The following is a 23,514-nucleotide window of genomic DNA, read 5'->3' as shown; positions in this document are numbered from 1 at the left end:
GTGAGGATCACTGGCGGGCGCGTTCCAAAGCGTCCCAGAAGCCGCGCCGCAGCGCGTGGCGTACCTCGTCGTGCAGCAGGAAGTCGATCGGCAGCGACGAGCCCTGGAGCAGGCGGGCCTCAAGGTCGGACGGCATGCGGGGCTTGCGGGCGAGCACCGCCTCAAGCCAGAGGGCGGGCGCGTCGCGGGCGACGGACTCGCCGAAGTCGTGGCCCTCCCTGTGGGCGGCCTTGACGGCGTCGGCCAGCGTGGTCGCGCCTGCCGTGGCGGCGGGAGCGACCGGCGCGGGCTGGGGGCCGGTGTAGGGGCCGAGCTGCGCGGGCTGGTAGGAGCCGCTCGACTGCCCGGCCTGCTGCTGGTAGCTCGTGCTCGGCTGGCCGGCCTGGCTGGGCTGCTGGTATGACGTGCTCGACTGGCTGGGCTGCTGGTATGACGTGCTCGACTGGCTGGGCTGCTGGTATGACGTGCTCGACTGGCTCTGCTGCTGGTATGACGTGCTCGACTGGCTCTGCTGCTGATAGCTCGTGCTCGGCTGGGCGGGGAACTGGCCGGTGCCGTTGCCACCCGACTGCGGCTGCGCCTGGATGGGCCCGGTGGCGGGCGCGGGCGCGGGCGGCTGCTCGGGCTGGTAGTTCGCGTACGTCGGCAGCACCGGCGGCGACTGCTGCTGCCCGCGCCCTGACGAGGACCCGCCGGAGGAGGCGGCCTGGCCGCTCGACGAGGACCCGGCCGCGTGACTGCCGGTGGACTGCGGCGTCTGGGGCGTCTGCGCGCTCGGCATGGGCGGCAGCGAGGACGCCGGCAGCGACGGCGGCGAGGGCTGGGCCGGCGGCAGCGAGTGGGTGGCCTGGCCGTTGCTGAGCGGCTGGTGGTGGCCGTTGGACGCCTCGGTGACGCCGGTGACCAGCGTGACGTAGGGGCGCAGGTGGACCGCCCCCAGCTCGACCAGGTCGTCGCACTCCTGGCGCAGCGACCGCGAGACGGCCCAGCCGCCCTCGGCCGCGATGTGGATGACGCTGACCCTGATGCCGAGGTCCTGCGCGTCGCACACCACCTGCGCCAGGTCCTCGTCGCCGCTGACCACGACCGCGTCGCAGATGGCGTTGTTGCGGGCGAGCGTCATGAGGTCGCGGTGCACCTGGGCGTCGACGCCCTCGCGGCGGCCCGGCCTGATGCGCGAGAGCCGCAGCTTGAGGCCGGGGATGTCGGCCAGCACGTCGTGCTCGGGGGTGCGGCGGCCCTCGACCGTCGCTTCGTACCAGTAGCAGCGCAGCAGCGGCAGGCCGGTGCGCTCGCGCGAGAGGCTGGTCATCAGCTGGAGCAGCCCCGGGTAGTCCCAGGCGACCGCTTCGCGATGACGCGTGCCGTGCACGGCCATCGCGCCATCAGCCAGCAGATAGCCAGCGTCCACGAACAGCGCGCAGCGATCCACTGACCCCGCCCCTTTCCTGGTGGTCCGACCTTGCTGGCTCTGCACCGTCAGAGACCGGACTCGGCGGCCCTCTCTCAGGGTAATGAAAGCAGGTGATCGCGCGAGGCTTAATCCCGACGATTCGACTAGCGCTCGCCGTCATGCCAGACCAATCAGGCGCACCGTACCAGTTTGTCCCGTTCGTGGTCACGGCCGCGCCCTCACGCTCAGCGCGGCCACCCCGAACAGGACCACGTCCTTGTCGGTCACGATCGTCAGCCCGGGATCGACGCCGAGCTCGGCGCTGACCGTGTCGACGTCCACCCCGAAGGTCAGCTCCGCCACGCCGCCGGAAGAGCCGTCGAAGACGTTCGCGCGGTCGCGGCCGCCGCCCACAGGGGCCAGCGGGCCTGAGCCGAGCGAGACCTTGTCACCCTGGAGGTCGGCGTCGCCCTCCCAGGCGACCAGCTCCGCCCTCGCGGGCGCGGCGGCGGGCGTGAGGCCGCCCAGCGGGAGGCGTACGCGGCGGGCCGCGCCGCCGACCACGGTAGCCGTGTCGAGCACCATGGCCTGGCTGTACGGCTCGTCCGGGTCGGTCACGACGAGCACCAGGCTCCAACCGGCGTGGCGGGCGGCGCCCTCGCGCATGGGGGCGTCGGCGGCCCACCACGTGCCGCTCCTGCGGGCGCCCGCCACGAAGTCGCTGACGTCGGCGAACGCCTGATAGACCGGGCCAGGGGGCAGCTCGCGGACCGCCACGTCTGCCGGCCTGACCGTCACATAGTGCCGCCGGCCCGGCGGGCGCAGCTTGATCGGCCCCGCCTCCTCACCGGCCGCCGACCAGTAGAGCCCCGCCCACACGATCTCGCCGCCCTTCGGCAACGTCAGCGCCGCGCCGCTCGACGACCCGGTCTCCGGCCGGTCGTCCAGGTCGAGCGCGCTCATCGGCCACAGGTCGTTGTCACGCTGGGTGCCGGCCCTCCTGCGGGCCTCGGCGCAGCTCATGGCGTTACGCGGGCAGCTCAGCAGCGTGTTGCCGATCGCCCTCACACTCACCCGCCCGTCGGTGGCGAACCTGGCCGGCGCTCCCGTCGCCCGTACGCCATGCTCGGCTCTGGCGCGCACCCGGAGCCCCCCGGCCGCGACGAGCACAGAAGGCCCCTTGCTCTGAGGCGCCTCTCCTGCCACCGCCACGCGCAGGAACACCGCCGTGCCCTGACCGGCCGCCAGCGACTTCCTGACACACCTCGCCCCGCTCGCGGCCGGCCGGCAACTCCACCCGTCCACCATCCGCACCGGCCCCGCGACGGCGAAGCCCGGGCCGCCCTTCGCGGCGGGGATGAGGGTCACGCCCGCCGGCAGGCGGACGTCGGCGGTCAGGGTGGCGCTCGGGGAGCCGCCGTGGTTGCGGAGGCGGAGGGCGATCATGCCGGGCTCGGCGCGGACGAGGGCGCCCAGCGGCTCGATCGTGGCGCGCAGCCGTGCGGGGCCCGGTTTCGGCTCGGGGTCGGCCGGTGGTGGCACCCGGGCGGGGGCCTCGCTGGGCGTGGGGGCGCGTACCGGGACGGGGGTCTCGGGAGGCGCCTCGACCTGCACCGGATCGGGCGTGGCGGGCGACTGCGCGACCGGCGTGAACGCGGGCGGCTCGGCCCGTAGCGGGCGCCCGTCGGACACCAGCAGCAGCCCGGCCGCCGTGGCCACCAGCACCGCCGTGCCGCCCGCCAGCATGGCCTGCTGCTGCCTGGGCGCCCGGCGCAGCCGCCGCACCACGCCCAGCAGGCCCCCGGCGCCGCCGCCCGCCATCACCTTGGCCAGCGCCGCCGCGTAGCCGCCGAACATCGGCCCGGCGATCAGCGGGCCCACCATGACGCGCAGGCCCCTGTTGACGTCGGTCAGCTCGAGCAGCACCCCATGACACTCCTCGCACGCCTTGACGTGGTCGTCCACCGTCTTGGAGTCGCGCCGCGCCAGCCCGCCGCGTACGTAGGCGCCCATCTTGCCCAGCACGGGACGGCACTCGCGCTGCGGCGGCGCGCCCAGATGCATCTGCAGGTACGCCTGCCGCAGCCCTTCCCTCGCGCGGTACGCCAGCGCCGCCACGCCGTTGGCCGACAACCCCAGCAGCGGCGCCACCTCCACCGGCCTGGCCCGCTCGACCTCGGTGTGCCACAGCACGGCCCGCCACCGCTCGGGCAGCGACAGGTACGCCCTGGCGATCAGCGACTTCTCCAGCCCCACCAGGGCGGGGTCGACGAAGGGCACACCCGGGTCGTACTGCTCGATGTCGCCCGTACTCACCTGGCGGCTCTCGACGCGCGACCGGTCGTGGACCGTGCGGCGCACGACGGTGAGCAGGTAGGTGCGGAAGCCCGAGTCGGGCCCGCCGCCCCTGCCGACCAGGTCGAGGATCTTCGTGAACGCCTCCGCCACGACGTCCTCGGCCTCGGCGCTCCTGACGAGCTGCCGGGCCAGGGCGCGCGCCGCCGCCACGTGACGCTCGTAGAGCTGCCCGTAAGCAGCGGCATTGCCCTCTCTGACCGCCTGAAGCAGCTCTGCGTCGCCCTGCGGCGATTCAGTACCCATAGTGACCTCACGATTACGCGGGGTTGCCCGCGCAATCATTCCGCACTCCCCCCAATGACTAAACCGGGTATGCGCCTTTACTCCAGCACCCGTAGGGACCGCAGGCTCGCGCCCGCGCGGGGCGAAAGCCGTGGGAGGGGGACGGGACCCCCGCGTGCGGAGCTGGGCGAGCGGGCTGGGCGAGCGGGGCTGGGCGAGCGGGGCTGGGCGAGCGGGGCTGGGCCCTGGCTGGGGTGGAGCCTAAGCTTGGGCGCATGACGGATCGCGACACCCTCCTGGCCGAGATCAAGAAGAAGGCCATCGTCCACGGCAAGGTCATCCTGTCCTCAGGCAAGGAGGCCGACTTCTATCTCGACCTGCGGCGCATCACGCTCGACGGTGTGGCGGCGCCGCTCGTCGGGCGGGTGATGCTCGACCTGACCGCCGACCTCGGCTACGACGCCGTCGGCGGGCTCACCATGGGGGCCGACCCGGTGGCGGTCGCGATGCTGCACGCGGCGGCGGCTCGGGGGCGGACGCTCGACGCGTTCGTGGTGCGCAAGGCGCAGAAGGCCCATGGCATGCAGCGGCGGATCGAGGGGCCTGAGGTCAAGGGGCGGCGGGTGCTGGTCGTCGAGGACACCTCCACCACGGGGTCGTCCCCGCTGGCCGCTGTGGAGGCGTTGCGTGAGGCGGGCGCCGAGGTGGTGGCCGTCGCGACGATCGTCGACCGCGGGGCCACCGAGCGCATCACGGCAGAAGGGCTCGAATACCGCACGGGTTACACACTGGCGGACCTCGGCCTCTAGTTCAGTTTGGCGTCCTGTGCGCCAGCCGGCCTCGGCCTCTAGCTCGGCTTGGGCGTCCTGTGCCTGGCCGGCGCAGGATTCCGGCCCGGCTCGCGTCCCCACCGAGCGGCACCGCCTCAGCCGTGTGGCCGGTCAGTCGGGGGATGTGACGGTGAAGGCTTCGCGTTCGCCTTCGGTGCCCTGTTCGCGGGGCTCGCCGTTCTCCGTCACGCGGACGGTGCCGGCGTCGGTCAGGACCACGTCCAGCTCCGGCTCGAAGTAGCTGACCTCCTCACCGCGGCTCATGTCGCGGTAGTGGAGGACGTCGCCGCCCGGTACGCGGACCGTGACCAGGGGGCAGGTCTCGGCGAGGCATTCGATGCGTACGGTGGGCACCCGCGCGGTGCTCGGCGGGGCGGCGTCAGAGGTCGCATCAGGCGTGGCCGGAGTGGTGACGGTGGCGGGGGCGCGCTCGCGCGAGCGCTCGGGGGCGGCCTCGCCGATCGAGCCGACCGAGCCGAGCAGTGCCCGCCCGCCGACGAACAGGAGTGCCACCACCGCTGACGCGCCCAGGACGAGGAGCGCTAATCGGGCGAGGCCCATCGGTTCAGACCTGTGGCGTCCCACAGGGGGCAGCGTACCTGGAGATGATCCGCCCCGCCCGGCTCATGGGCGGCCGGGCGGCGGGCGGTCAGAATTGGCCGTCGAAGCCCGTCGGCACGCGGTGGTGCTTGCCGCTGGGCTCGGGGAGCTGCTTGCCCGCCCTGCGGTGCTTGATGGCCTCGACGAAGATCGGGATCAGCGAGATGAGCACGATGAGGAAGACGCCGGGCAGGATGTACTTGTCGATCTGCTTGGGGTCGACCTGGCCGCCGAGGAAGTAGCCGAGGAAGAGCAGGCCCTCGACCCAGACGAGGCCGCCGATGACGTTCCAGAGGAAGAAACGCTTGGGGGTCATGCCGAGCACGCCGGCGACGGGATTCATGAACGTGCGGACGATCGGCACGAACCTCGCCAGAATGACCGCCTTGGCGGGACCGAACTTCTCGAAGAACTCCTCCGCCCTGACCACGTGGTCGCGCTTGAACAGCCGCGAATCGGGTTTGTCGAACATCTTGCGGCCGAATCGCGCACCGAGGAAATGCCCGAGCTGGGCGCCGGCGATGGCGCAGAGGGGTGTGCCGATCACGAGGAGGGGGAAAGAGAGCGGTTCGATGCCCATCCCTTTCGCGACCTCGGCCGCACTGAAAATCCCCGCCGCCACCAGCAGCGAGTCGCCAGGCAGGAAGAACCCGAGCAGGAGCCCTGTTTCGGCGAAGATGATGGCGAGCACTCCGATAGTGGCAAAAGCCCCCAAAAGGGTCAGCCACCATGTCGGGTCAAGGAGATTCAAGAGCGAGTCCACGGGGGGAGAGCCTACCTGTAGCCGGGATGCGTCAGATGACCATCAAGCGCGCGTTGTCTCTACCACAGCGGGTAGTGAGCCGGGATACTGGGCCCTGGCGCGAAGCCGTAACTTCTCAGGGAGATGAATCATGCCTATTGCGACTCCAGAGGTCTACGCTGAGATGCTCGACCGGGCCAAGGCCGGCGGATTCGCCTACCCGGCGATCAACGTGACCTCCTCCCAGACGCTGAACGCCGCACTGCGCGGCTTCGCCGAGGCCGAGAGCGACGGCATCGTGCAGGTCTCCACAGGCGGTGCGGAGTTCCTCTCGGGCGCCACGGTCAAGGACATGGTCACGGGCGCGACGGCGCTCGCCGAGTACGCGCGGGTGGTGGCCGCGAAATACCCCGTCACGGTGGCGCTGCACACCGACCACTGCCCGAAGGACAAGCTCGACGGCTTCATGCGGCCGCTGATCGACATCTCGCTGGAGCGGGTCTCCAAGGGTCTCGACCCGCTCTTCCAGTCGCACATGTGGGACGGCTCCGCCGTTCCGCTGGACGAGAACCTGGAGATCGCCAAGGAGCTCCTGGAGAAGTGCGCCAGGGCGCGGATCATCATGGAGATGGAGATCGGCGTCGTCGGCGGCGAGGAGGACGGCGTCGTCGGCGAGATCAACGAGAAGCTCTACACGACGGCCGAGGACGCGCTGGCCACCGCCGAGGCCGTGGGCGTGGGCGACAAGGGCCGCTACATGCTGGCCGCCACGTTCGGCAACGTGCACGGGGTGTACAAGCCGGGTCACGTCAAGCTGCGGCCGAGCGTGCTCAAGGAGATCCAGGAGGCGGTGGGCGCGAAGTACGGCCAGGACAAGCCGTTCGACCTGGTCTTCCACGGCGGCTCCGGCTCGCTGCTCGAGGAGATCCAGGAGGCCATCTCCTACGGCGTGGTGAAGATGAACGTCGACACCGACACCCAGTACGCCTTCACCCGCCCGATCGCCGACCACATGTTCCGCAACTACGACGGCGTGCTCAAGGTCGACGGTGACGTCGGCAACAAGAAGACCTACGACCCCCGCTCGTACGGCAAGGCCGCCGAGGCCGGCATGGCCGCCCGCGTGGTCGAGGCGTGCCAGAGCCTGAAGAGCGCTGGGACGAAGATCTCCTAGTCATTTGGGCGGCGCGGCGGGTATGACTTGTCCTATGGATAACCTTCTCGCCGGGCCGCCCCCGACTCAGCTGCCGGACCTCCCCGAGGCCAGGCAGGCACTGGAATCCGGTGCCAAGGCCGCCGACGTGGCCGCGCGTTTTCCCGCCTATCCGGCGGCCTGGGCTGCTCTCGCGGAGGAATACTTCGCCCAGGGCCACGCCGTGACCTCCTACGCCTTCGCCCGTACGGGCTACCACCGCGGGCTCGACGCGCTGCGCCGCAGCGGCTGGAAGGGACATGGGCCCATCCCCTGGGAGCATGAGCCCAACAGGGGTTTCCTGCGCTGCCTCTACGCGTTGTCCCGCGCCGCGCAGGCGATCGGTGAGAAGGACGAGGCCGAGCGGTGCCTGCAGTTCCTCAAGGACAGCACGGCGACCGGCTACGACGCGCTGACCAAGGGCTGACTCTTGGGACGAATAGGCACGTTCGGGTAGTCTCTCTACGCAAGAGCCCCTGTCGCGCTTGCGTCAGGGGTTTTCGTTTTGTGCTCGGGAGACTGAACCATGCCGGCTGCCGTTCTCGTGGGTGCCCAGTGGGGCGATGAGGGCAAGGGCAAGGCCACCGACCTGCTCGGTGGCGACGTCGACTACGTCGTCCGCTATCAGGGGGGCAACAACGCGGGCCACACCGTGGTCATCGGTGATCAGAAGTACGCGCTGCACCTGCTCCCCACGGGGATCCTGTCGCCGGAGGTGGTGCCGGTGATCGGCAACGGCGTGGTGATCGACCCGGGAGTGCTGCTCAGCGAGATCGACGGGCTGGCCGAGCGGGGCATCTCCGCCGAGCGGCTGCTGATCTCGGCGAGCGCGCACCTGATCATGCCGCACCACAAGGCCCTCGACAAGGTGACCGAACGCTACCTGGGCAAGGCCAGGATCGGCACCACCGGGCGCGGCATCGGGCCCGCGTACGGAGACAAGATCGCGCGGATGGGCGTGCGCGTCCAGGACCTGCTCGACCCGGGCATCCTGGCGAAGAAGATCGAGGTCGCGCTGACCGAGAAGAACCAGGTGCTGACCAAGGTCTACAACCGCCGCGGCATCGACCCGGCGGCGGTGCTCGACGAGTACCTCGCCTACGCCGAGCGGCTCAAGCCGCACATCGCCGACACCTCGCTGGTGCTGTCGAAGGCGCTGGACGAGGACAAGTTCGTGCTGCTTGAGGGCGGCCAGGGCACGCTGCTGGACATCGACCACGGCACGTACCCGTTCGTCACCTCCTCCTCGCCGACCTCGGGCGGTGCGTGCGCGGGCGCGGGCATCCCGCCGAACCGGCTCACGAAGATCATCGGCATTCTCAAGGCGTACACCACGCGCGTCGGCTCCGGTCCCTTCCCGACCGAGCTGACCGACGAGGTCGGCGAGTGGCTGCGCAAGACCGGCGGCGAGTACGGCGTCACCACCGGCCGCAACCGGCGCTGCGGCTGGTTCGACGCGGTGATCGCCCGCTACGCGACCAGGATCAACGGCATCACCGACTACTTCCTCACCAAGCTCGACGTGCTGTCGGGCCTGGAGCGGATCCCGGTGTGCGTGGCGTACGAGGTGGACGGCGTGCGCCACGACGAGATCCCGATGACGCAGACCGACTTCCACCACGCGAAGCCGATCTACGAGGAGTTCCCCGGCTGGCAGGAGGACATCTCCAGCGCCAAGTCGTTCGAGGACCTGCCGCCGAACGCGCAGGCGTACGTGCGCACGCTGGAGGAGATGAGCGGCGCCCCGATCTCGGCCATCGGCGTGGGCCCTGGCCGCGACCAGACGATCGTGGTGCGCCCGCTGGTGTGACCCGCGCTACGCGGTGAGGACGGCCGCCGTCACGGGGGTGTGCAGGCTCCACCCGAGCGTGGAGTAGAGCGCCTGCCCCTGGGCGGTGGCCACCAGGACGCCCGTGGTGGCGCCCATCGAGGCCGCCGTGGTCGCGACCGTCTTCATGACGACGGTGCCGAGGCCGCGGCGGCGGTGTCCCGCGGCGGTCTCCACCTGGTCCACGACGGCCGTGCGGCCGGCGATGGCGAACTGGCCGCGCGCCGCGACCTCGCCTGCGGCGGTCAGCAGCCGGGCGACGGTGACGCCGGCCCGGGTGGTGACGGCCAGCGTGTAGCCGGGTGGCGCGGGCACGGGGTCGCGGGTGAGGCGGGCGGTCATCATGAACTCCCGGTCCTGGACGGCCCAGGGGGCCGGGAGCAGCGGTCCGACGGCCTCGGCGGGGGCGCAGAGCTTGAGCCAGGTGCCGGGCGTGCGGATGGTGGCCGTCAGGCGGCGGAGGATCTCGGGGGTCGGCGCGGCCACGATGTGGCGGGCCACGTGACCGGGCAGTCCGACGTCCACGCGCAGGCCCCAGGGCTCGCGTACGGGCCTGGGGGCTTTGCGGGAGATGACCCACCCATCAACCCATGCCCGAACTGTCGGGAAATGGGCTGCTTTGAGAACCTCCGTCATGAAGAACAGCCTATTGTCTGACCCGATCCGCCCGACCGGGCGTATCAGGATGAAAAGGACACGGCGTGGCACTGCCTGAGAGGGCCCCCGGCCAGGTAGGGTCCCGGTTGTGCGCGTTGAGATACATGGTCACCGGGGGGCTCGCGGCCTCTGGCCCGAGAACACCCTGCCCGGGATGAGCCGCACGATGGAGCTGGGCGTCCACGCGCTGGAGCTCGACGTCGCGCTCACCGCCGACCGCCGGCTCGTGCTCACGCACGACCTCACGGTCTCGGCCGTCACCAGCGCCGACCGGCGTCCGGCCCACCCCGGCGATCCCCTCTATCCCTACGTCGGCAAGCCCATCAACTCCCTCACGCTGGCGCAGCTGCGCACGCTCGACGTGGGCGTACGCCTGCCGCGCCACCCCAACGACCCGTTCGCCCTGACGCAGGTCCCCATGCCCGAGACCCGCATGCCGACGCTCGGCGCGGTGCTGGGGCTGATCAACGCCTACGAGGCCGACGGCGTCCGCGTGCACGTCGAGCTGAAGTCCGACCCCACGCGGCCGCACCTGACGTCCGACCCGCGGCTGTTCACCGAGATGGTGCTCGAAGAGCTCGACAGGCACCGCAGGCTCGACAACGCGGCCGTGCTCAGCTTCGACTGGCGGATCATCAGGCACGCCGCCGAGCTGGCGCCGGGCACCCGGCGCTTCGCGCTCATCGAGCTCGACACCCTCCACTGGAACGAGGGCGTCGGCGACGACGTGCCGGCGGCGGCGCGCGACGCGGGCGCCACCACGCTCTCGCCCGAGCACATCATGGTCGACGAGACCCTGATGGCCCAGGCGCGGGCCGCCGGGCTCGACGTCGCGGTGTGGACCGTCAACGACCCGGCCCTGGCGGCCAGGATGCTCGATCTGGGCGCGGCCGGCATCGTGACCGACTACCCCGACCGGATGCGGGACCTGTGGCGGGAGCGGGGCCTTGAGCTGCCCGATCCGGTCGGGCCGCTCAAGCCGGTGGGCGTCTAGCTAGAGCCAGCCGTTGCGGCGGAAGCCCCGGTGCAGCAGCACGCAGGCCGTCGCCATGACGGCCAGCACCGCCGGATAGCCCCACACCGTGTGGGTCTCGGGCATGAAGTCGAAGTTCATGCCGTAGATGCCGGCGATCATCGTGGGCACGGCCAGGATCGCCACCCAGGACGAGATCTTCCGCATGTCCTCGTTGGCGAGGGCGTTAGAGCGTGCCAGCGCGGCCTGCAGGATCGAGCTGCACAGCTCGTTCGACGAATCCACCTGCTCGCACACCCGCGACAGGTGGTCGCCGACGTCGCGGAAGTATTCGCGCATCTCCGACGGGACGACGCGGCGCTGCGGCAGCGCCGACAGCGGCGCCTGCAGCGGCGTGACCGCCCGCTTCATCTCCAGCATCTCGCGCTTGAGCTGGTAGATCCGGTTGATGTCGCGGGAGCTGACGTCGGCGAAGACGGTGGCCTCGACCTCCTCTAGCTCCAGCTGCATCAGGTCGGCCACCTGCAGGTACTGGTCGACCACGTGGTCGGCGATGGCGTGCAGGACGCCCGCCGGGCCGCGGTTCATCAGCTCGGGCCGGTCCTCCAGGCGCTCGCGGACGCAGCTGAGCGGGCAGTGCCGGCCGTGGCGGACGGTCACCACGAAGTCCGCGCCGAGGAACACCATGATCTCGCCGGTGGCGATGATCTCGCTGTTGTCGGTCAGCTCGCCGTGGTCGAGGTAGGCGATGGTCTTGAGCACCATGAACAGCGAGTCGCCGTAGCGCTCGACCTTGGGACGCTGGTGGGCCTTGACGGCGTCCTCGACGGCGAGGGGGTGCAGGCCGAAGACCCCGGCCAGCCACTCGACCTCCGGGGCGGCGGGCTCGTGCAGGCCGACCCAGACGAAGGCGTTGGCGCCGCCCTCGGAGGCGGTGTTGTGCCCGCGTACGAGGTCGAGCGCCTCGTTGATGCCGGTGGCGGGCACCTTCTTGCCCTGGACGTAGGCGCCGAACTCGACGACGGAGTCGCCGGGCGGCACGCGTACGTGGGAGGCGGGCTTCACGTGCTGGTGCGGAGCACGCGAGGGTACGGAGGAGTGTCGGTTGATGCGACGGAAAAGGGTGGACGAGCGCATGGCAGTCCCTTTCCGCCCGACCAGGCACGCTCCACGCGCGACGAAGTCACCTCAATCAAACACAGATGCGTGGAGGCACGATCAGGCTGCCGAATTGGAGTGGTCGGGGGTATGCACGGTGTACGTGTGCGAGCACGTACTGCTGGGATCACCAGGATTCATCCCGGACCACCTCCAATCACGCGAGACGCCGCAAAGCCGCCCTAACCTACCACAGGCGGGAAGAACCTCTTCGACGATACTCGTCCCCAGGCCCCTGCCTAGGGCGAACTCCACAAAGTTTCTTGCCTGTTCCGGCATTCGGTGTCATCGCGCTGTCATCACCGCCGTCATCGCCACCGGCGACCCGCGTCAGGCGGTGGGCCTGCGACAATGGAGCCCGTGCGCGTTCTAGTCATTGGATCCGGAGGGCGTGAGCACGCCCTGTGCCGTTCACTCAAGCTCGATCCGCAGGTCAGCGAGCTGCACTGTGCGCCAGGCAACCCTGGCATCGAGGAGGTCGCCACCGTCCATCCCGTCGATCCGCTCGACCCCGAGCAGGTGGCCGAGCTGGCCAGGCGGCTGCGGGTCGATCTCGTGGTGATCGGGCCGGAGGCGCCGCTCGTGGCCGGGGTGAGCGACGCCGTACGCGAGGCCGGCTTCGCCTGCTTCGGCCCCTCGCGCGACGCGGCCATGATCGAGGGCTCCAAGGCGTTCGCCAAGGAGATCATGACCGCCGCCGACGTGCCGACCGCGCGCTCGCGCACCTGCACGACCGAGGCCGAGGCGGCGGCGGCGCTCGACGAGTTCGGCGCCCCCTACGTCGTCAAGGACGACGGGCTCGCGGCGGGCAAGGGCGTCGTCGTCACCGACGACCGCGCCGCGGCGCTCGCCCACGCGCTGGCCTGCGAGCGGGTCGTCATCGAGGAATACCTCGACGGGCCCGAGGTGTCGCTGTTCGCGCTGTGCGACGGCAGCACGGCGGTGCCGCTGCAACTCGCCCAGGACTTCAAGCGCGCCTACGACGGCGACGAGGGCCCCAACACCGGCGGCATGGGCGCCTACACGCCGCTGCCGTGGGCTCCCGACGGGCTGACCGAGCAGGTCATGCGCGAGGTCGTGCACCCGACGATCGCCGAGCTGACCCGGCGCGGGCTGCCCTACCAGGGCGTGCTCTACGTCGGTCTCGCGCTCACCGCGAAGGGGCCGAAAGTGGTCGAGTTCAACGCCCGTTTCGGCGACCCCGAGACGCAGGTGCTGCTCGACCGGCTGGAGACGCCGCTCGGCGGGCTGCTCATGGCGGCCGCCACCGGTGAGCTGGGGCTCGACCCCGTCTTCAAGGACGGCTCGGCCGTGTGCGTGGTGATCGCCTCCGAGGGCTACCCCGAGTCGCCGGTCAAGGGCGACCCGATCACCGGGCTCCAGTCCACCGACCGGGCCTACGTGCTGCACGCCGGCACGGCCCGGAAGGACGGCGCCGTCGTGTCGGCCGGTGGGCGGGTGCTCAGCGTCGTCGGTCACGGGCCCGACCAGGAGAGCGCGCGGCGGGCGGCGTACGAGCTGGCCGACCGCATCGAGCTGCGCGGCTCCCACCACCGCACGGACATCGCACCCGTCCGCTGACCGCAGGACGACGACACGAGGCGGCCGCTCCGGCGGGAGGGCGGGGGCACTCCGCCCCCGCCGGAAGGCGCACGCCACCCCTCACCCGGTGGCCGGCCGCCCGGTGGCAGACTTGACCCCGTGAAACACGTGCACTCTGGCAAGGTCCGCGATCTCTATGAGACCGCCGACGGCCTGCTGGTGATGGTCGCCTCCGACCGGATCTCGGCCTTCGACCACGTCCTTGAGCCCGACATCCCCGACAAGGGGGCCATACTCACGCAGATGTCGCTGTGGTGGTTCGACCAGCTCAAGGACGTCGTGCCCAACCACGTCGTCAAGCGCGGCGACGACGCGCGCAGCGTGGTGTGCAGGCCGCTGCGCATGGTGCAGGTCGAGTGCGTGGCCAGGGGCTATCTGACGGGCGGCGGCCTGGCCGAATACCGTGCCGGCGGCACGGTGTCCGGGGTGCCGCTGACCGCCGGGCTGCAGGACGGCTCGCGGCTGCCCGAGCCGATCTTCACGCCGTCCACCAAGGCGCCGCAGGGCCGGCACGACGAGCCGATCTCGTACGAGCGGGTCGTGGAAGAAGTCGGTGCGGAGACCGCGGAGGAGCTGCGCCGCATCACGCTGGCCGTCTACGCGCGCGGCGCGGAGATCGCGGCCGAGCGGGGCATCATCGTGGCCGACACGAAGATCGAGCTGGGCTGGGACTCCGACGGCGTGCTCACGCTCGGGGACGAGGTGCTGACGCCCGACTCCTCGCGCTTCTGGCCGGCCGACGAATGGCAGCCGGGCCGCAGCCAGCCGTCTTTTGATAAGCAATTCGTACGGGATTGGCTGCTATCGCCCGAATCCGGATGGGACAAATCCACCGGAAACCCCCCACCGCGCCTTCCCGACCACATCGTCGAGCGCACCCGGCAGCGATACCTAGAAGCGTATGAGCGCATCACGGGGGCTTCCTTTAGCGGATGATTCGGCTGGGCCATGTGGTGTGAGCGACTACTGTTGGCCCGATCGAGCCTCACCGCCAGAATTCAAGGAGCCGCACGAATGGTCCGTTACCGCGTGCGCGGTGGCAACGCACTGCGTGGAACCGCGTTCATCCAGGGCGCGAAGAACGCCGTGCTCCCCATGATCGGTGCGGCTCTGCTGGCCGCCAAGGGCCGCACCGTCCTGCGCAACGTGCCGATCATCGAGGACGTCCGCCGCGCGGTCGAGCTGGCCGAGGCGATCGGCGCGTACGTCGAGCTGCACGAGTCGGAGCGCACGCTGGTCATCGACGCCTCCAAGGTCAGCAGCCCCGTCCTGCCCGCCGAGATCGCCAGGCGCTTTCGCGGGTCGGTGCTGTTCACCCCCGCCCTGCTGCACCGCCTCGGCGAGGCCGTGGTCGAGGGCGTGGGCGGCTGCAACCTCGGCAGCCGCAACCTCGACTTCCACTACCTCGGCTACAAGCGCCTGGGCGCGATCGTCGACGAGGGCGAGACCGTCATCCACGTCAAGGCGGCCGGGCTGACCGGCGCCACCCTTTATCTCGACACGCCCTCCCACACCGGCACGGAAAACCTCATCATGGCCGCGTGCCTGGCCAAGGGCACCACGGTCATCGAGAACGCCGCCCTTGAGCCCGAGGTGCTCGACGTCATCGACATGCTGAGCAAGATGGGCGCCCGCATCAGCGGCGGCGGCACCGGGTTCATCACCGTCGAGGGCGTCGACGAGCTGCACGCCGTCGAGCACACCGTGATGCCCGACCGGCTCGACGCCGGCGTCTTCGCCATGGCGGCGGCGCTCACCCAGGGCGAGGTCAGCCTCGTCGGCACCGGCCTCGACCTCGGCGTGGTGCGCTACAAGCTGGAGCAGATGGGCGTCGAGTTCCACCGGCAGGGCGCCGTGCTCCACGTACGCTGCGACGGCCCGCTACGGCCGATCAACATCATCACCGACACCTACCCCGGCTTCGCCACCGACCTGCAGTCGCCGATGATGACCGTCGCGGCCCTGGCCGACGGCACCAGCTACATCCACGAGCGGATCTTCGACGGCCGGTTCGCGCTGGCCGGCGAGCTGAACAAGATGGGCGCCAACGTCGAGGTGGAGGGCAGCAGGGCCATCGTCCGTGGCCGCACCCCGCTCACCGGCGCGCAGGTGACCGCCCACGATCTGCGCTCGGGCATCGCGCTCGTGCTCGCCGGCCTGGCCGCCGAAGGCGAGACGGTGATCGACTCGGGTTACCTCATCGACCGCGGCCACGCGCATCTCGCGGCGCGAATGCGGGCTCTCGGAGCGGACATTACACGAGAGATTTCTGAACGCTAAAAATCGCCAGAAAAGTGGCGATGAGCTGCATAAACACGTAGTCGGGCGGTCAACCAGAACGGCTTTCCGGAAAAGTCGGGCGTGACATTACGGCCCCCGCGAGCGATCGTTCCAAAAGAGAGCACTGCAACGGACGGCAGGATGGGACGAACATTGGTCGAGAGGGCCGAAGAAACTCCCCGAGTGTCACGCCCGGGCGCTATGACACCGGACCTCACCATCGGCGTGGTCGGACCCCACGACCTGGTCGAGCGAGTCATGCTGATGGGTCACGCCGCGGCGCCGCTGCCGTGTCGCCTGGTCGCCGCGGCCTACCGCGACGAGCAGGAGGCGCCCGACAAGGTGACGCGGCTCGGTCCCGGTGTCGACGCGTGCCTGTTCGCCAGCCCGGTCCCCTATGACCTGGCCAGGCGTTCAGGCGTGCTGACGATGCCCGCGACGTACGTGCAACTCGGCGGAGCGGCACTGGTGGCGGCGCTGGCCAAGGCCGCGCTCGACACCCGCATCGACCCGAAAAGGGTCAGCATCGACGTGGTCAGCAGGGCCGATGTCGAGGAGGCGTACACCGACCTCGGCATCCCCGCGGCGGACGTGCACAGCCGCGACGAGCCGGGAGCCACCGGCACGATCGCGGCCTATCACGAACGCCTGGCCCGGCAGGGCGCTACCACGGGAGCGCTCACATGCCTGCCCGCGGTGGCCGAACGGCTGCACTCGGCAGGCGTACCGGTCATCAGGATCAGGCCGACCTCGGCGGCGGTCCGTACGGCGCTGCACACCGCGGCGCTGCTCGGGGCGCACCACCGGCTGGAGGAGTCACAGCTGACCGTCGTGCTGGTGGAGGTGCCGACGCTGCGCGAGCCCGTGCGGCGCGCGGCCCCCCGCTACTGGCGCGACGAGCTGCGGCTGTCGCTGCACCGGCTGCTGGTCCAGGAGGCGAACAGGATCAACGCCACCGTCTGGCCCATCGACGATCACAGCTACCTGGTGACCGCCACCAGGGGCTCGATCGCGGCGGCGACGGACGGGTTCAGGGTGTTGCCCTTCGCCGCCAGGATCAGGGAGGAGCTGGGGCTGGCGGTCGAGGTCGGTGTGGGCATGGGTCGCACGACGCACGACGCCGAGTCGCATGCACGCGCCGCGTTGGCGCGGACGCAGGCGGGCAAGCAGGCACAGGGCTTCGCGGTGGACCGCGAGGGGCGGGCGCTGATCCCGGCTCCGCGGATGCCACCGACCGGGGCCACCGCACTGAAACCGAAAGGAGTGGAAGTACTGGCCCGGCTGGCGGCCAAGCTCGAAGGCGGCGACACGGTGGTCGACGCCGAAGGAGCGGGCAAGATGCTCGGGGTCACGCCGCGTACGGCACGGCGGTTGCTGCGCACGTTGGTTGACGAGGGACTCGCGTGGCCGCTTCCGCCCAACCGCACGCCGCAGCCGGGGCGTCCGCGCCAGCTCTACCGGCTGATCGTGGAGAAGCTCGGGCCCCGCTGAGCTGGGGTGACAGGGCCGGCCCGCCGCACGTTTCGCGGCGGGCCCGGCTCGCTCGTTGACCGAAGCGTGTCCGCTCCGGGAACATTGCGGGCGCACTCTTGTGAACTCATTGGTTGACCCGTGTAGATGCGGGTATGTTCTCCGTCGCCCCCGATCGACGGGATTCGGACGGGGGCACCAAATCCTTTCGGCACCCGCCGTCCGTGGTGACGATCCCCCTGCTGAGCGTGAGGTTCGACGAGCCTCGTGGATATTTTCGGGCTTGGTTAGGGAATGGGCTGGTGTGTCCGCCCGCACGAACGGTGCCAGGCGGGGCTGTGCGGGGCTGTGAGCGCCTTTCACCCGCAGGTCGGCCTCCTTCCCCATGACCCGCGGCACCGGCCCTGTGAGCGCGTCCGCGCGACGAGTCCAAGGACTGATATTCGCGGGTGTTCTGTCGGTCTTGCGCTGTACAGTCATGAGCCATGAGTGCCAACGCTCCTGACAGCCGCTCCCCCCTTCTCATCTGGAGCGCTCTGGCGATCGTCTACGTCGTGTGGGGCTCGACGTACCTCGGCATCAGGATCGCCATCGAGACGATGCCGCCGCTGCTGCACGGCGCCTCCCGGTTCGTCACCGCCTCGCTCCTGCTGGCCGCGTTCCTGCTGATCAAGAAGGGCAGGGCCGCGTTCAGGATGACGCCGCGCCAGTTCGGCGGCGCCGCGCTCGTCGGGCTGCTGCTGCTGACCGGCGGCAACGGCATGGTGGCCGTGGCCGAGCAGCACATCTCCAGCGGCCTGGCCGCGCTGCTGGTGGCCTCGGTGCCGCTGTGGCTGGTCGTGTTCCGGATCATGGCCCGCGACCGGCCCGCGCTGCTGACGGTCGGGGGCGTGCTCGTCGGGTTCGGGGGCGTGGCCGCGCTGTCGCTCAACGGCGGCGGCGAGTCGGCCGGCACCACCGGCATCGTGGTGATCCTGCTCGCCTCGCTGTCGTGGTCGATCGGCTCGTTCCTGTCCGCCCGCATCCCCATGCCGCCCAACGTGTGGACGGCCAGCGCGGTCGAGATGCTGGCCGGCGGCGCCGGGCTGGCGATCGTCAGCACCTCGATCGGCGAGCACGTCGACCTCGCCGCGATCTCCGGGCGGTCATGGGCGGCGCTGGCCTACCTGGTGCTGGTGGGCTCGCTCGTCGGGTTCACCGCGTACACGTGGCTGCTCGGCAACGCGCCCATCTCGCTCGTCTCGACGTACGCCTACGTCAACCCGGTCGTCGCGGTCATCCTGGGCGTGCTGGTGGTCAACGAGCACGTGACGGTGCAGATCGTGCTCGGCGGCGTGGTGATCCTCATCGGCGTCGCCCTGGTGGTCTCGACAGAGCGACGCGCGAAGAGGACACCGGCACCGGACCCGGCCGACGAGGTCACGGCGCCGCAGAACGCCTGATCAGCCGCGGAAGCGCGCGGCGGCGGCGAGGAAGGCGTCGTTCGCCTCGGGCGAGCCGATCGACACCCGCACGCCCTCGGGCTGGAACGGCCGCACCGCCACCCCGTCCTTCGCGCACTCGGCGGCGAAGTCGAGCGTGCGCTCGCCGAGCCGCAGCCAGACGAAGTTGGCCTCGGAAGGCGGCACCGTCCAGCCCTGCCCGATGAGCGTCTCGCGGACGCGGGTGCGCTCCTTGACCACGCGCTCGACCCGGTCGAGCAGCTCGTCCTCGGCGGCCAGCGAGGCGATCGCGGCCACCTGGGCGAGGCTGTTGACGGCGAACGGGATGATCGTCTTGCGCACGGCGGTGGCCACGGGCTCCTGCGCGATCATGTAGCCGACGCGCAGCCCGGCCAGCCCGTACGCCTTGGAGAACGTGCGCAGCACGGCCACGTTCGGCCGGTCGCGGTAGAGGGTCAGGCCGTCGGGCACGTCCTCGTCGCGGACGTACTCGCGGTAGGCCTCGTCGAGCACGACCAGCACGTCCTCGGGCACCCGGTCGAGGAACGACTCAAGCGCGGCCCTGCGGACGGCGGTGCCCGTCGGGTTGTTCGGGTTGCACACGAACACCATGCGGGTGCGGTCGGTGACGGCCTCGGCCATGGCGTCGAGGTCGTGGTCCTCGCCCGCCAGCGGCACGCGTACGGACGTCGCCCCGGCGAGGTCGGCGAGCAGCGGGTACGCCTCGAACGACCGCCACGCGTAGACCACCTCGGCGCCCGGCTCGCTCACCGTCTCGAACAGCTGCTGCGCCACGGTGACGGACCCTGGCCCCAGCGCGACGTGGGCCTCCGGCACGCCGAACCGCTCCGCGACGGCCTCGGTCAGCTTGACCGCGCCCGCGTCGGGGTAGCGATGGATGTTCCTGGCCCCCTCGGCGATGGCCTCGACCACGGAGGGCAGCGGGTCGTACGGGGACTCGTTGGACGACAGCTTGTACGACCGCCCGTCGGGCGCGGCGACCGCCTTGCCCGGCGTGTAGGGGGCCATGGTGTCGAGAATCTGGCGGAAACGAGGCATGGCATCACCTTAAGAGCAGCGGCCGGGTGGGACATCACCCGGCCGTCATGAAGGGGACCTATTCCTTGAGGCTGCGCAGCATGGGCGGGTGGAGCAGCTCGGCGGGCCCGCGACGGTAGAGCTTGGCGGGCCGCCCGCCGTCGCGGGTCGTGGTGGCGCCGGTCTCGACCAGGAAGCCCTCGGCCTTGGTGACCTTGCGGTGGAAGTTGCGCGGGTCGAGGCTGCGGCCCCAGACGATCTCGTAGACCCGCCGCAGGTCGGCGACCGTGAACTCGGGCGGGCAGAACGCCGCGCCGAGCGAGGTGTACTCCAGCTTGCCGCGCGCCCGCTCGACGCCGTCGAGCATGATGCGCCGGTGGTCGAAGGCCATCACGGTGAGCGAGCCGACCGGCTGCCAGCTCATGTGGGCCTTCTCCGAGGCCGGCAGGTCGGGGGCGAGGCCGAGGTAGGCGACGCTGAGCACGCGCTGGCGCGGGTCGCGGTCGGGGTAGCCGTAGGTCTGGAGCTGCTCCAGGTGAACGGGCGCGCCCGGCAGACCGGCCCGCTCGGCGAGGATGCGGGCGGCGGCGGCCGGCAGGTCCTCGTCGAGCTGGATGAAGCCGCCGGGCAGCGACCAGCGGCGCAGGAACGGCGGGTTGTCGCGGCGCCAGACGAGCGCGCTGAGAGCCTGGTTGCGCACGGTGAGCACGACCAGGTCGACGCTGACCGGGATGCTCGGGACCATGCCCGGCACGTTACACGCGTCCTGTGGAGGCGGCGAACCGTGCAGACCCTGCTGACGATGCTAGGTGACGATGCGGACGTGCAGCGGCTCGGTCGTGCTCTGCCCCGAGGGGAGCTTCACCCCGATGCGCACCCATTCGCCGGCGGGCACCTTGGTCCAGTCGAACGGCACCCACGCCGCCTGCATGCCCTCGGGCAGCTCCTCCTCGATCGGGTCGGTGTCGAGCCAGCCGACGCTCGCGATGTCCATCTCCTCGGTGCCGCCCGACCACTGGACGGTGACGGTGCCGAGGTCGAAGTGGTAGCCGCGGACCTCCACGCCGTCCTGGGCGTCGCGGGGCCGCCGGATGGCGTCCACGGCGATCGGGCGCTGCCAGTCCTTGACGATCTCCTCCTCGACCGACGGGCTGCCGCACGTCATGAAGTCGCTCCACATGTAGGAGACGATCTTCTGGACGTACCGGCCGGCCATCGTGACCGCCTGGTCGAGGCGCTCCTTGTCGGTCTTGCCGCGGGTGCCCGTGGGGGCGCAGGGCTTGTCGCCCGACGGCTCGAAGACCTCCACGTTGGCCCAGAGCTGTACGTGGTAGCCGGAGTCCATCATCTCCTCGCGGGCCTCCGACATGGCGCGGTAGTAGTCGCGGGTGGAGCCGTGGTAGGCCGTCTCGTACGTCGACTCGCCCACCACAGGCCGCAGCCGCTCGTCCACCTCGTCGCCGCGCTCGTCGGGCCAGAACAGGCCGACCTTGCCGGTGCCCCGGCTGTCCTGCGGCGCGATGATGCCGACCCCCGTGCGCACCAGCGCCTTGAAGCCCTCGGCCACCTGCTGCGGCGTCTGCCCGAACGCGACCCGCTTGCGCGCGTCGAGGTAGGGGCTGATGAGGATCGGCTTGCCCGACAGCTCCTGCTGCACGATGCGGTGCTGGTCGGAGTAGACCTCCAGCGTCGGGTTGTCGGCCAGCGTGGCCGACATCTGCACCTCGAACGGCTGGTAGACGCCGCCGAGCGACTCCCTGTCGGCGAAGCGGGCGCCGTAATCCTGCACGATGCGCCTGGTCAGCGTGGTGAGCGTGCCGAGGTGCCGCTTCTCCGCCCTGATCGGCGTCTTGTGGTCGCGCGGGGCCAGCGGCAGCGCGGGGAAGACCCGCATGCCGAACTGGTCGCCCAGGTCGAGCAGCTCCTTCAGGCTGTCGCTGGGCGAGCCGGCCACCAGGATCATGTCGTACGACTGCGCCTTGCTGCTGAAGTCGCAGGTCGCGTCGTCGGAGCCGTCGGCCTGGGTGATGAGCCGGTAGTAGACCCGCTTGCCGACCTCGATGGCGTGCTCCATCTCGGGGCAGCGGTAGAGGCCGGAGCCGAACGCCTCGTCGGTGCGGTAGACGTACATGCGGCCGATGCGGTTGCCGGGGTTGGCCTGCTTCAGGTCGCGCTCGGCGGCGTCGTGGCAGCTCAGGCCGTCCTCGACGCACGGCTTGTAGAGCGAGTCGATCGTGCCGTCCTTGGCACGCACCTGGCCTGAGGCGGTGACCGTCCGGAACTGCAGGCCGTAGCCGATCCTGATGATCGTGTCGCCGCCGACGCGGTGGATCTCCTGGAGCTGCTTGCGCCAGGTGCAGGGGTTCGACTTGGGGGTGATCCAGTAGCCGGTCACCGCGTAGGGGGCGATCTCGCCGGTGTCGAACGTTCCACAGGGGTCGGTGAACTCGCTCACCTTCGGCGTCGGCAGCGTGGCCGACGGCTTGGGCGCCGGCGACGTCGCGGCCGTCGGCTCGGAGTCGCCAGGACGCACCACGATGACGACGGCGGCGATCACGGCCAGGACGGCTGCGCCCACGACCAGTAAGAGCCAGCGCACGTTCAGGAACCTACCCGCCCTTGTCGATGACAGCTGTGAGTTACGGCTTGACCCCGGCCCAGGACTCAAGCTGTGACACGAACCGCTTGGCGGAGTTGGGCCAGTGGTGGTTGGCGCGGGCCGCCGCGTAGCCGCGCGCTCCCTGCGCCCGCCGCTCGCGTACGTCGTCCCGCAGCGTGAGCACGGCCTGCGCGACCGCCTTCGGGTCCTCCCACGGCACGACGACGCCGCTGTCGTACCGCTCGACCAGCTCGACCGCGCGCGGCGACGGCGTGGTGATGACGGGGATGCCGTGCGCCATGTACTCGACGATCTTCGTCGGCATCGAGTGCCGGTAGTTGGGCTCGTCGTGCAGCAGCGACAGGCCGGCCAGCGCGCCGTCGAGCCGCTTGAGCGCCTCGTCGTTGGGCATGAAGTCGCGCCACTCCAGCAGGCCGTCGGTGACGGCCTGGTTGAGCAGCGGGCGGCTCTGCGGGTCTGCGTACCCGATGAGCTCCACCGCCACCCGGTACGGCTGCAGCAGCTTGGCCACCTCGATCGCTTCCAGCACGCCGCGGGCCCGCGACAGCCACCCGAGGTAGACCACCCGGTCGTCGCCTGGCGGCGTCACCGAGTCGGGCACCCAGGTCTCGTTGGGCACGATGAGGTGGGCGTGCTTGAAGCGGCCCGCGTACGCGGTCTCGGCCAGCAGGAGGTGCATGTGCCGCTCGGCCGTGCCCTCCAGCATGCGCGCCAGGAAGCGCACGGGCGGGCGCAGCGGCGCGGGCAGCCACGGCTTCAGCGACAGCGTGGCCGGGGTGTCCTCGTGGACGTCCCACACGATCGGCGGCCTGTTGCGGATGCCCCAGACGGCGAACAGCAGCTCGGGGTCGTGGATGAGGACGAGGTCGACCTTGTCGCGCATCTTCTTGAACAGCCGGCGCGCGGCCAGCACGGCCGCCACCCGCTTGCGCTGGGCGGCCCTCGGCAGGTCGACGCCGTTCACCCAGGGTCGCGGGACGACTCCGTGCGCGGTGTACGAGGCGGCGTACGTGACCTCATGACCGGCATCCACAAGGGCACGGATCTGCCGATGCAGAATTCTCGCGTCCTCGGGGTTATGCACCACCGTCATGACGAGCACGTGCACT

Annotated in this window: 20 protein-coding genes; 10 read left to right on the top strand and 10 right to left on the bottom strand. The window is 70.7% G+C overall.

Annotation, left to right across the window (positions count from 1 at the left end; genetic code table 11):
* Positions 1-7: 7 nt before the first annotated feature.
* Entirely contained in the window at positions 8-1,432 is a 1,425-nt protein-coding gene (locus AB0K12_RS26530; protein WP_364566530.1) for an NYN domain-containing protein, read from the bottom strand.
* A gap of 186 nt (positions 1,433-1,618) precedes the next feature.
* Complete coding sequence (locus AB0K12_RS26525) at positions 1,619-3,994, bottom strand: sigma-70 family RNA polymerase sigma factor (protein ID WP_364566527.1); 2,376 nt, start codon at positions 3,992-3,994, stop codon at positions 1,619-1,621.
* A gap of 254 nt (positions 3,995-4,248) precedes the next feature.
* Between AB0K12_RS26525 and pyrE the strand changes: the two genes are divergently transcribed.
* Positions 4,249-4,782 carry an orotate phosphoribosyltransferase gene (pyrE, locus tag AB0K12_RS26520; protein WP_364566524.1) on the top strand — a complete coding sequence of 178 codons (534 nt, stop codon included), beginning with the start codon at positions 4,249-4,251 and terminating at the stop codon, positions 4,780-4,782.
* Positions 4,783-4,914: 132 nt separating this feature from the next.
* On the opposite strand, the gene AB0K12_RS26515 is transcribed toward pyrE, so the two are convergent.
* Positions 4,915-5,388, bottom strand: a complete 474-nt coding sequence (locus AB0K12_RS26515) for a hypothetical protein (RefSeq protein ID WP_364566521.1) — start codon at positions 5,386-5,388, stop codon at positions 4,915-4,917.
* A gap of 64 nt (positions 5,389-5,452) precedes the next feature.
* Positions 5,453-6,166: a VTT domain-containing protein gene (locus tag AB0K12_RS26510; protein ID WP_364368249.1), complete on the bottom strand. Its 714-nt coding sequence runs from the start codon at positions 6,164-6,166 to the stop codon at positions 5,453-5,455.
* 130 nt (positions 6,167-6,296) lie between these two features.
* On the opposite strand from AB0K12_RS26510, the gene fbaA reads away from it, so the two are divergent.
* The 3 genes from fbaA (at position 6,297) to AB0K12_RS26495 (ending at position 9,147) form a co-directional block, all read left to right on the top strand.
* Complete coding sequence (gene fbaA, locus AB0K12_RS26505; RefSeq protein WP_364566518.1) at positions 6,297-7,319, top strand: class II fructose-bisphosphate aldolase; 1,023 nt, start codon at positions 6,297-6,299, stop codon at positions 7,317-7,319.
* Positions 7,320-7,353: 34 nt separating this feature from the next.
* On the top strand, positions 7,354-7,764 hold the full coding sequence (locus tag AB0K12_RS26500) for a DUF3151 domain-containing protein (protein ID WP_345393820.1): 411 nt from the start codon (positions 7,354-7,356) through the stop codon (positions 7,762-7,764).
* Positions 7,765-7,863: 99 nt separating this feature from the next.
* On the top strand, positions 7,864-9,147 hold the full coding sequence (locus AB0K12_RS26495; RefSeq protein ID WP_355415233.1) for an adenylosuccinate synthase: 1,284 nt from the start codon (positions 7,864-7,866) through the stop codon (positions 9,145-9,147).
* A gap of 6 nt (positions 9,148-9,153) precedes the next feature.
* On the opposite strand, the gene AB0K12_RS26490 is transcribed toward AB0K12_RS26495, so the two are convergent.
* A complete protein-coding gene (locus AB0K12_RS26490) occupies positions 9,154-9,690 on the bottom strand; it encodes a GNAT family N-acetyltransferase (protein ID WP_364566514.1) in 537 nt (178 codons plus the stop codon).
* Between the two features lie 220 nt (positions 9,691-9,910).
* On the opposite strand from AB0K12_RS26490, the gene AB0K12_RS26485 reads away from it, so the two are divergent.
* The gene (locus tag AB0K12_RS26485; protein WP_364566511.1) at positions 9,911-10,816 is read left to right on the top strand and encodes a glycerophosphodiester phosphodiesterase family protein; all 906 of its coding nucleotides are present in this window, start codon (positions 9,911-9,913) and stop codon (positions 10,814-10,816) included.
* On the opposite strand, the gene corA is transcribed toward AB0K12_RS26485, so the two are convergent.
* Positions 10,817-11,860 (bottom strand): magnesium/cobalt transporter CorA, encoded by a 1,044-nt coding sequence (corA, locus tag AB0K12_RS26480; protein ID WP_364566508.1) that lies wholly within the window; start codon positions 11,858-11,860, stop codon positions 10,817-10,819.
* Positions 11,861-12,313: 453 nt separating this feature from the next.
* On the opposite strand from corA, the gene purD reads away from it, so the two are divergent.
* The 5 genes from purD to AB0K12_RS26455 all read left to right on the top strand — a co-directional run bounded on the left by purD (position 12,314) and on the right by AB0K12_RS26455 (position 18,747).
* Positions 12,314-13,534, top strand: a complete 1,221-nt coding sequence (gene purD, locus AB0K12_RS26475) for a phosphoribosylamine--glycine ligase (RefSeq protein WP_364566505.1) — start codon at positions 12,314-12,316, stop codon at positions 13,532-13,534.
* A 120-nt stretch (positions 13,535-13,654) separates the two neighbouring features.
* Positions 13,655-14,491: a phosphoribosylaminoimidazolesuccinocarboxamide synthase gene (locus AB0K12_RS26470; protein ID WP_364566502.1), complete on the top strand. Its 837-nt coding sequence runs from the start codon at positions 13,655-13,657 to the stop codon at positions 14,489-14,491.
* Between the two features lie 78 nt (positions 14,492-14,569).
* Positions 14,570-15,835 carry a UDP-N-acetylglucosamine 1-carboxyvinyltransferase gene (gene murA, locus AB0K12_RS26465; protein ID WP_364566500.1) on the top strand — a complete coding sequence of 422 codons (1,266 nt, stop codon included), beginning with the start codon at positions 14,570-14,572 and terminating at the stop codon, positions 15,833-15,835.
* A gap of 201 nt (positions 15,836-16,036) precedes the next feature.
* Positions 16,037-17,326 (top strand): GTP cyclohydrolase IIa, encoded by a 1,290-nt coding sequence (locus AB0K12_RS26460; protein WP_364566496.1) that lies wholly within the window; start codon positions 16,037-16,039, stop codon positions 17,324-17,326.
* A 464-nt stretch (positions 17,327-17,790) separates the two neighbouring features.
* Positions 17,791-18,747 carry an EamA family transporter gene (locus AB0K12_RS26455; protein ID WP_364566494.1) on the top strand — a complete coding sequence of 319 codons (957 nt, stop codon included), beginning with the start codon at positions 17,791-17,793 and terminating at the stop codon, positions 18,745-18,747.
* Here AB0K12_RS26455 and hisC read toward each other — a convergent pair whose 3' ends face one another.
* Genes hisC through AB0K12_RS26435 form a run of 4 tightly spaced genes read right to left on the bottom strand, consistent with a single transcriptional unit; the run spans position 18,748 to position 23,513 of the window.
* Positions 18,748-19,806: a histidinol-phosphate transaminase gene (gene hisC / locus AB0K12_RS26450; protein ID WP_364566492.1), complete on the bottom strand. Its 1,059-nt coding sequence runs from the start codon at positions 19,804-19,806 to the stop codon at positions 18,748-18,750.
* A 58-nt stretch (positions 19,807-19,864) separates the two neighbouring features.
* On the bottom strand, positions 19,865-20,530 hold the full coding sequence (locus AB0K12_RS26445; protein WP_364566490.1) for an NUDIX domain-containing protein: 666 nt from the start codon (positions 20,528-20,530) through the stop codon (positions 19,865-19,867).
* 60 nt (positions 20,531-20,590) lie between these two features.
* Entirely contained in the window at positions 20,591-22,384 is a 1,794-nt protein-coding gene (locus AB0K12_RS26440) for a DUF4434 domain-containing protein (protein WP_364566487.1), read from the bottom strand.
* A 40-nt stretch (positions 22,385-22,424) separates the two neighbouring features.
* Entirely contained in the window at positions 22,425-23,513 is a 1,089-nt protein-coding gene (locus tag AB0K12_RS26435) for a glycosyltransferase (RefSeq protein WP_364566484.1), read from the bottom strand.
* Position 23,514: the final 1 nt, after the last annotated feature.

It is taken from the genome of Nonomuraea sp. NPDC049419, assembly GCF_040676995.1.
Lineage (GTDB): Bacteria > Actinomycetota > Actinomycetes > Streptosporangiales > Streptosporangiaceae > Nonomuraea > Nonomuraea salmonea.
Note: the sequence above shows the minus strand (reverse complement) of the source record. Positions and strands in the feature narration are given on the sequence as shown.

Coding starts and splice junctions, on each gene's coding strand:
- AB0K12_RS26525 (WP_364566527.1), bottom strand. CDS start 3,994: ATGGGTACTGAATCGCCGCAGGGCGACGCAGAGCTGCTTCAGGCGGTC.
- pyrE (WP_364566524.1), top strand. CDS start 4,249: ATGACGGATCGCGACACCCTCCTGGCCGAGATCAAGAAGAAGGCCATC.
- fbaA (WP_364566518.1), top strand. CDS start 6,297: ATGCCTATTGCGACTCCAGAGGTCTACGCTGAGATGCTCGACCGGGCC.
- AB0K12_RS26500 (WP_345393820.1), top strand. CDS start 7,354: ATGGATAACCTTCTCGCCGGGCCGCCCCCGACTCAGCTGCCGGACCTC.
- AB0K12_RS26495 (WP_355415233.1), top strand. CDS start 7,864: ATGCCGGCTGCCGTTCTCGTGGGTGCCCAGTGGGGCGATGAGGGCAAG.
- murA (WP_364566500.1), top strand. CDS start 14,570: ATGGTCCGTTACCGCGTGCGCGGTGGCAACGCACTGCGTGGAACCGCG.
- AB0K12_RS26460 (WP_364566496.1), top strand. CDS start 16,037: ATGACACCGGACCTCACCATCGGCGTGGTCGGACCCCACGACCTGGTC.
- AB0K12_RS26455 (WP_364566494.1), top strand. CDS start 17,791: ATGAGTGCCAACGCTCCTGACAGCCGCTCCCCCCTTCTCATCTGGAGC.
- hisC (WP_364566492.1), bottom strand. CDS start 19,806: ATGCCTCGTTTCCGCCAGATTCTCGACACCATGGCCCCCTACACGCCG.
- AB0K12_RS26445 (WP_364566490.1), bottom strand. CDS start 20,530: ATGGTCCCGAGCATCCCGGTCAGCGTCGACCTGGTCGTGCTCACCGTG.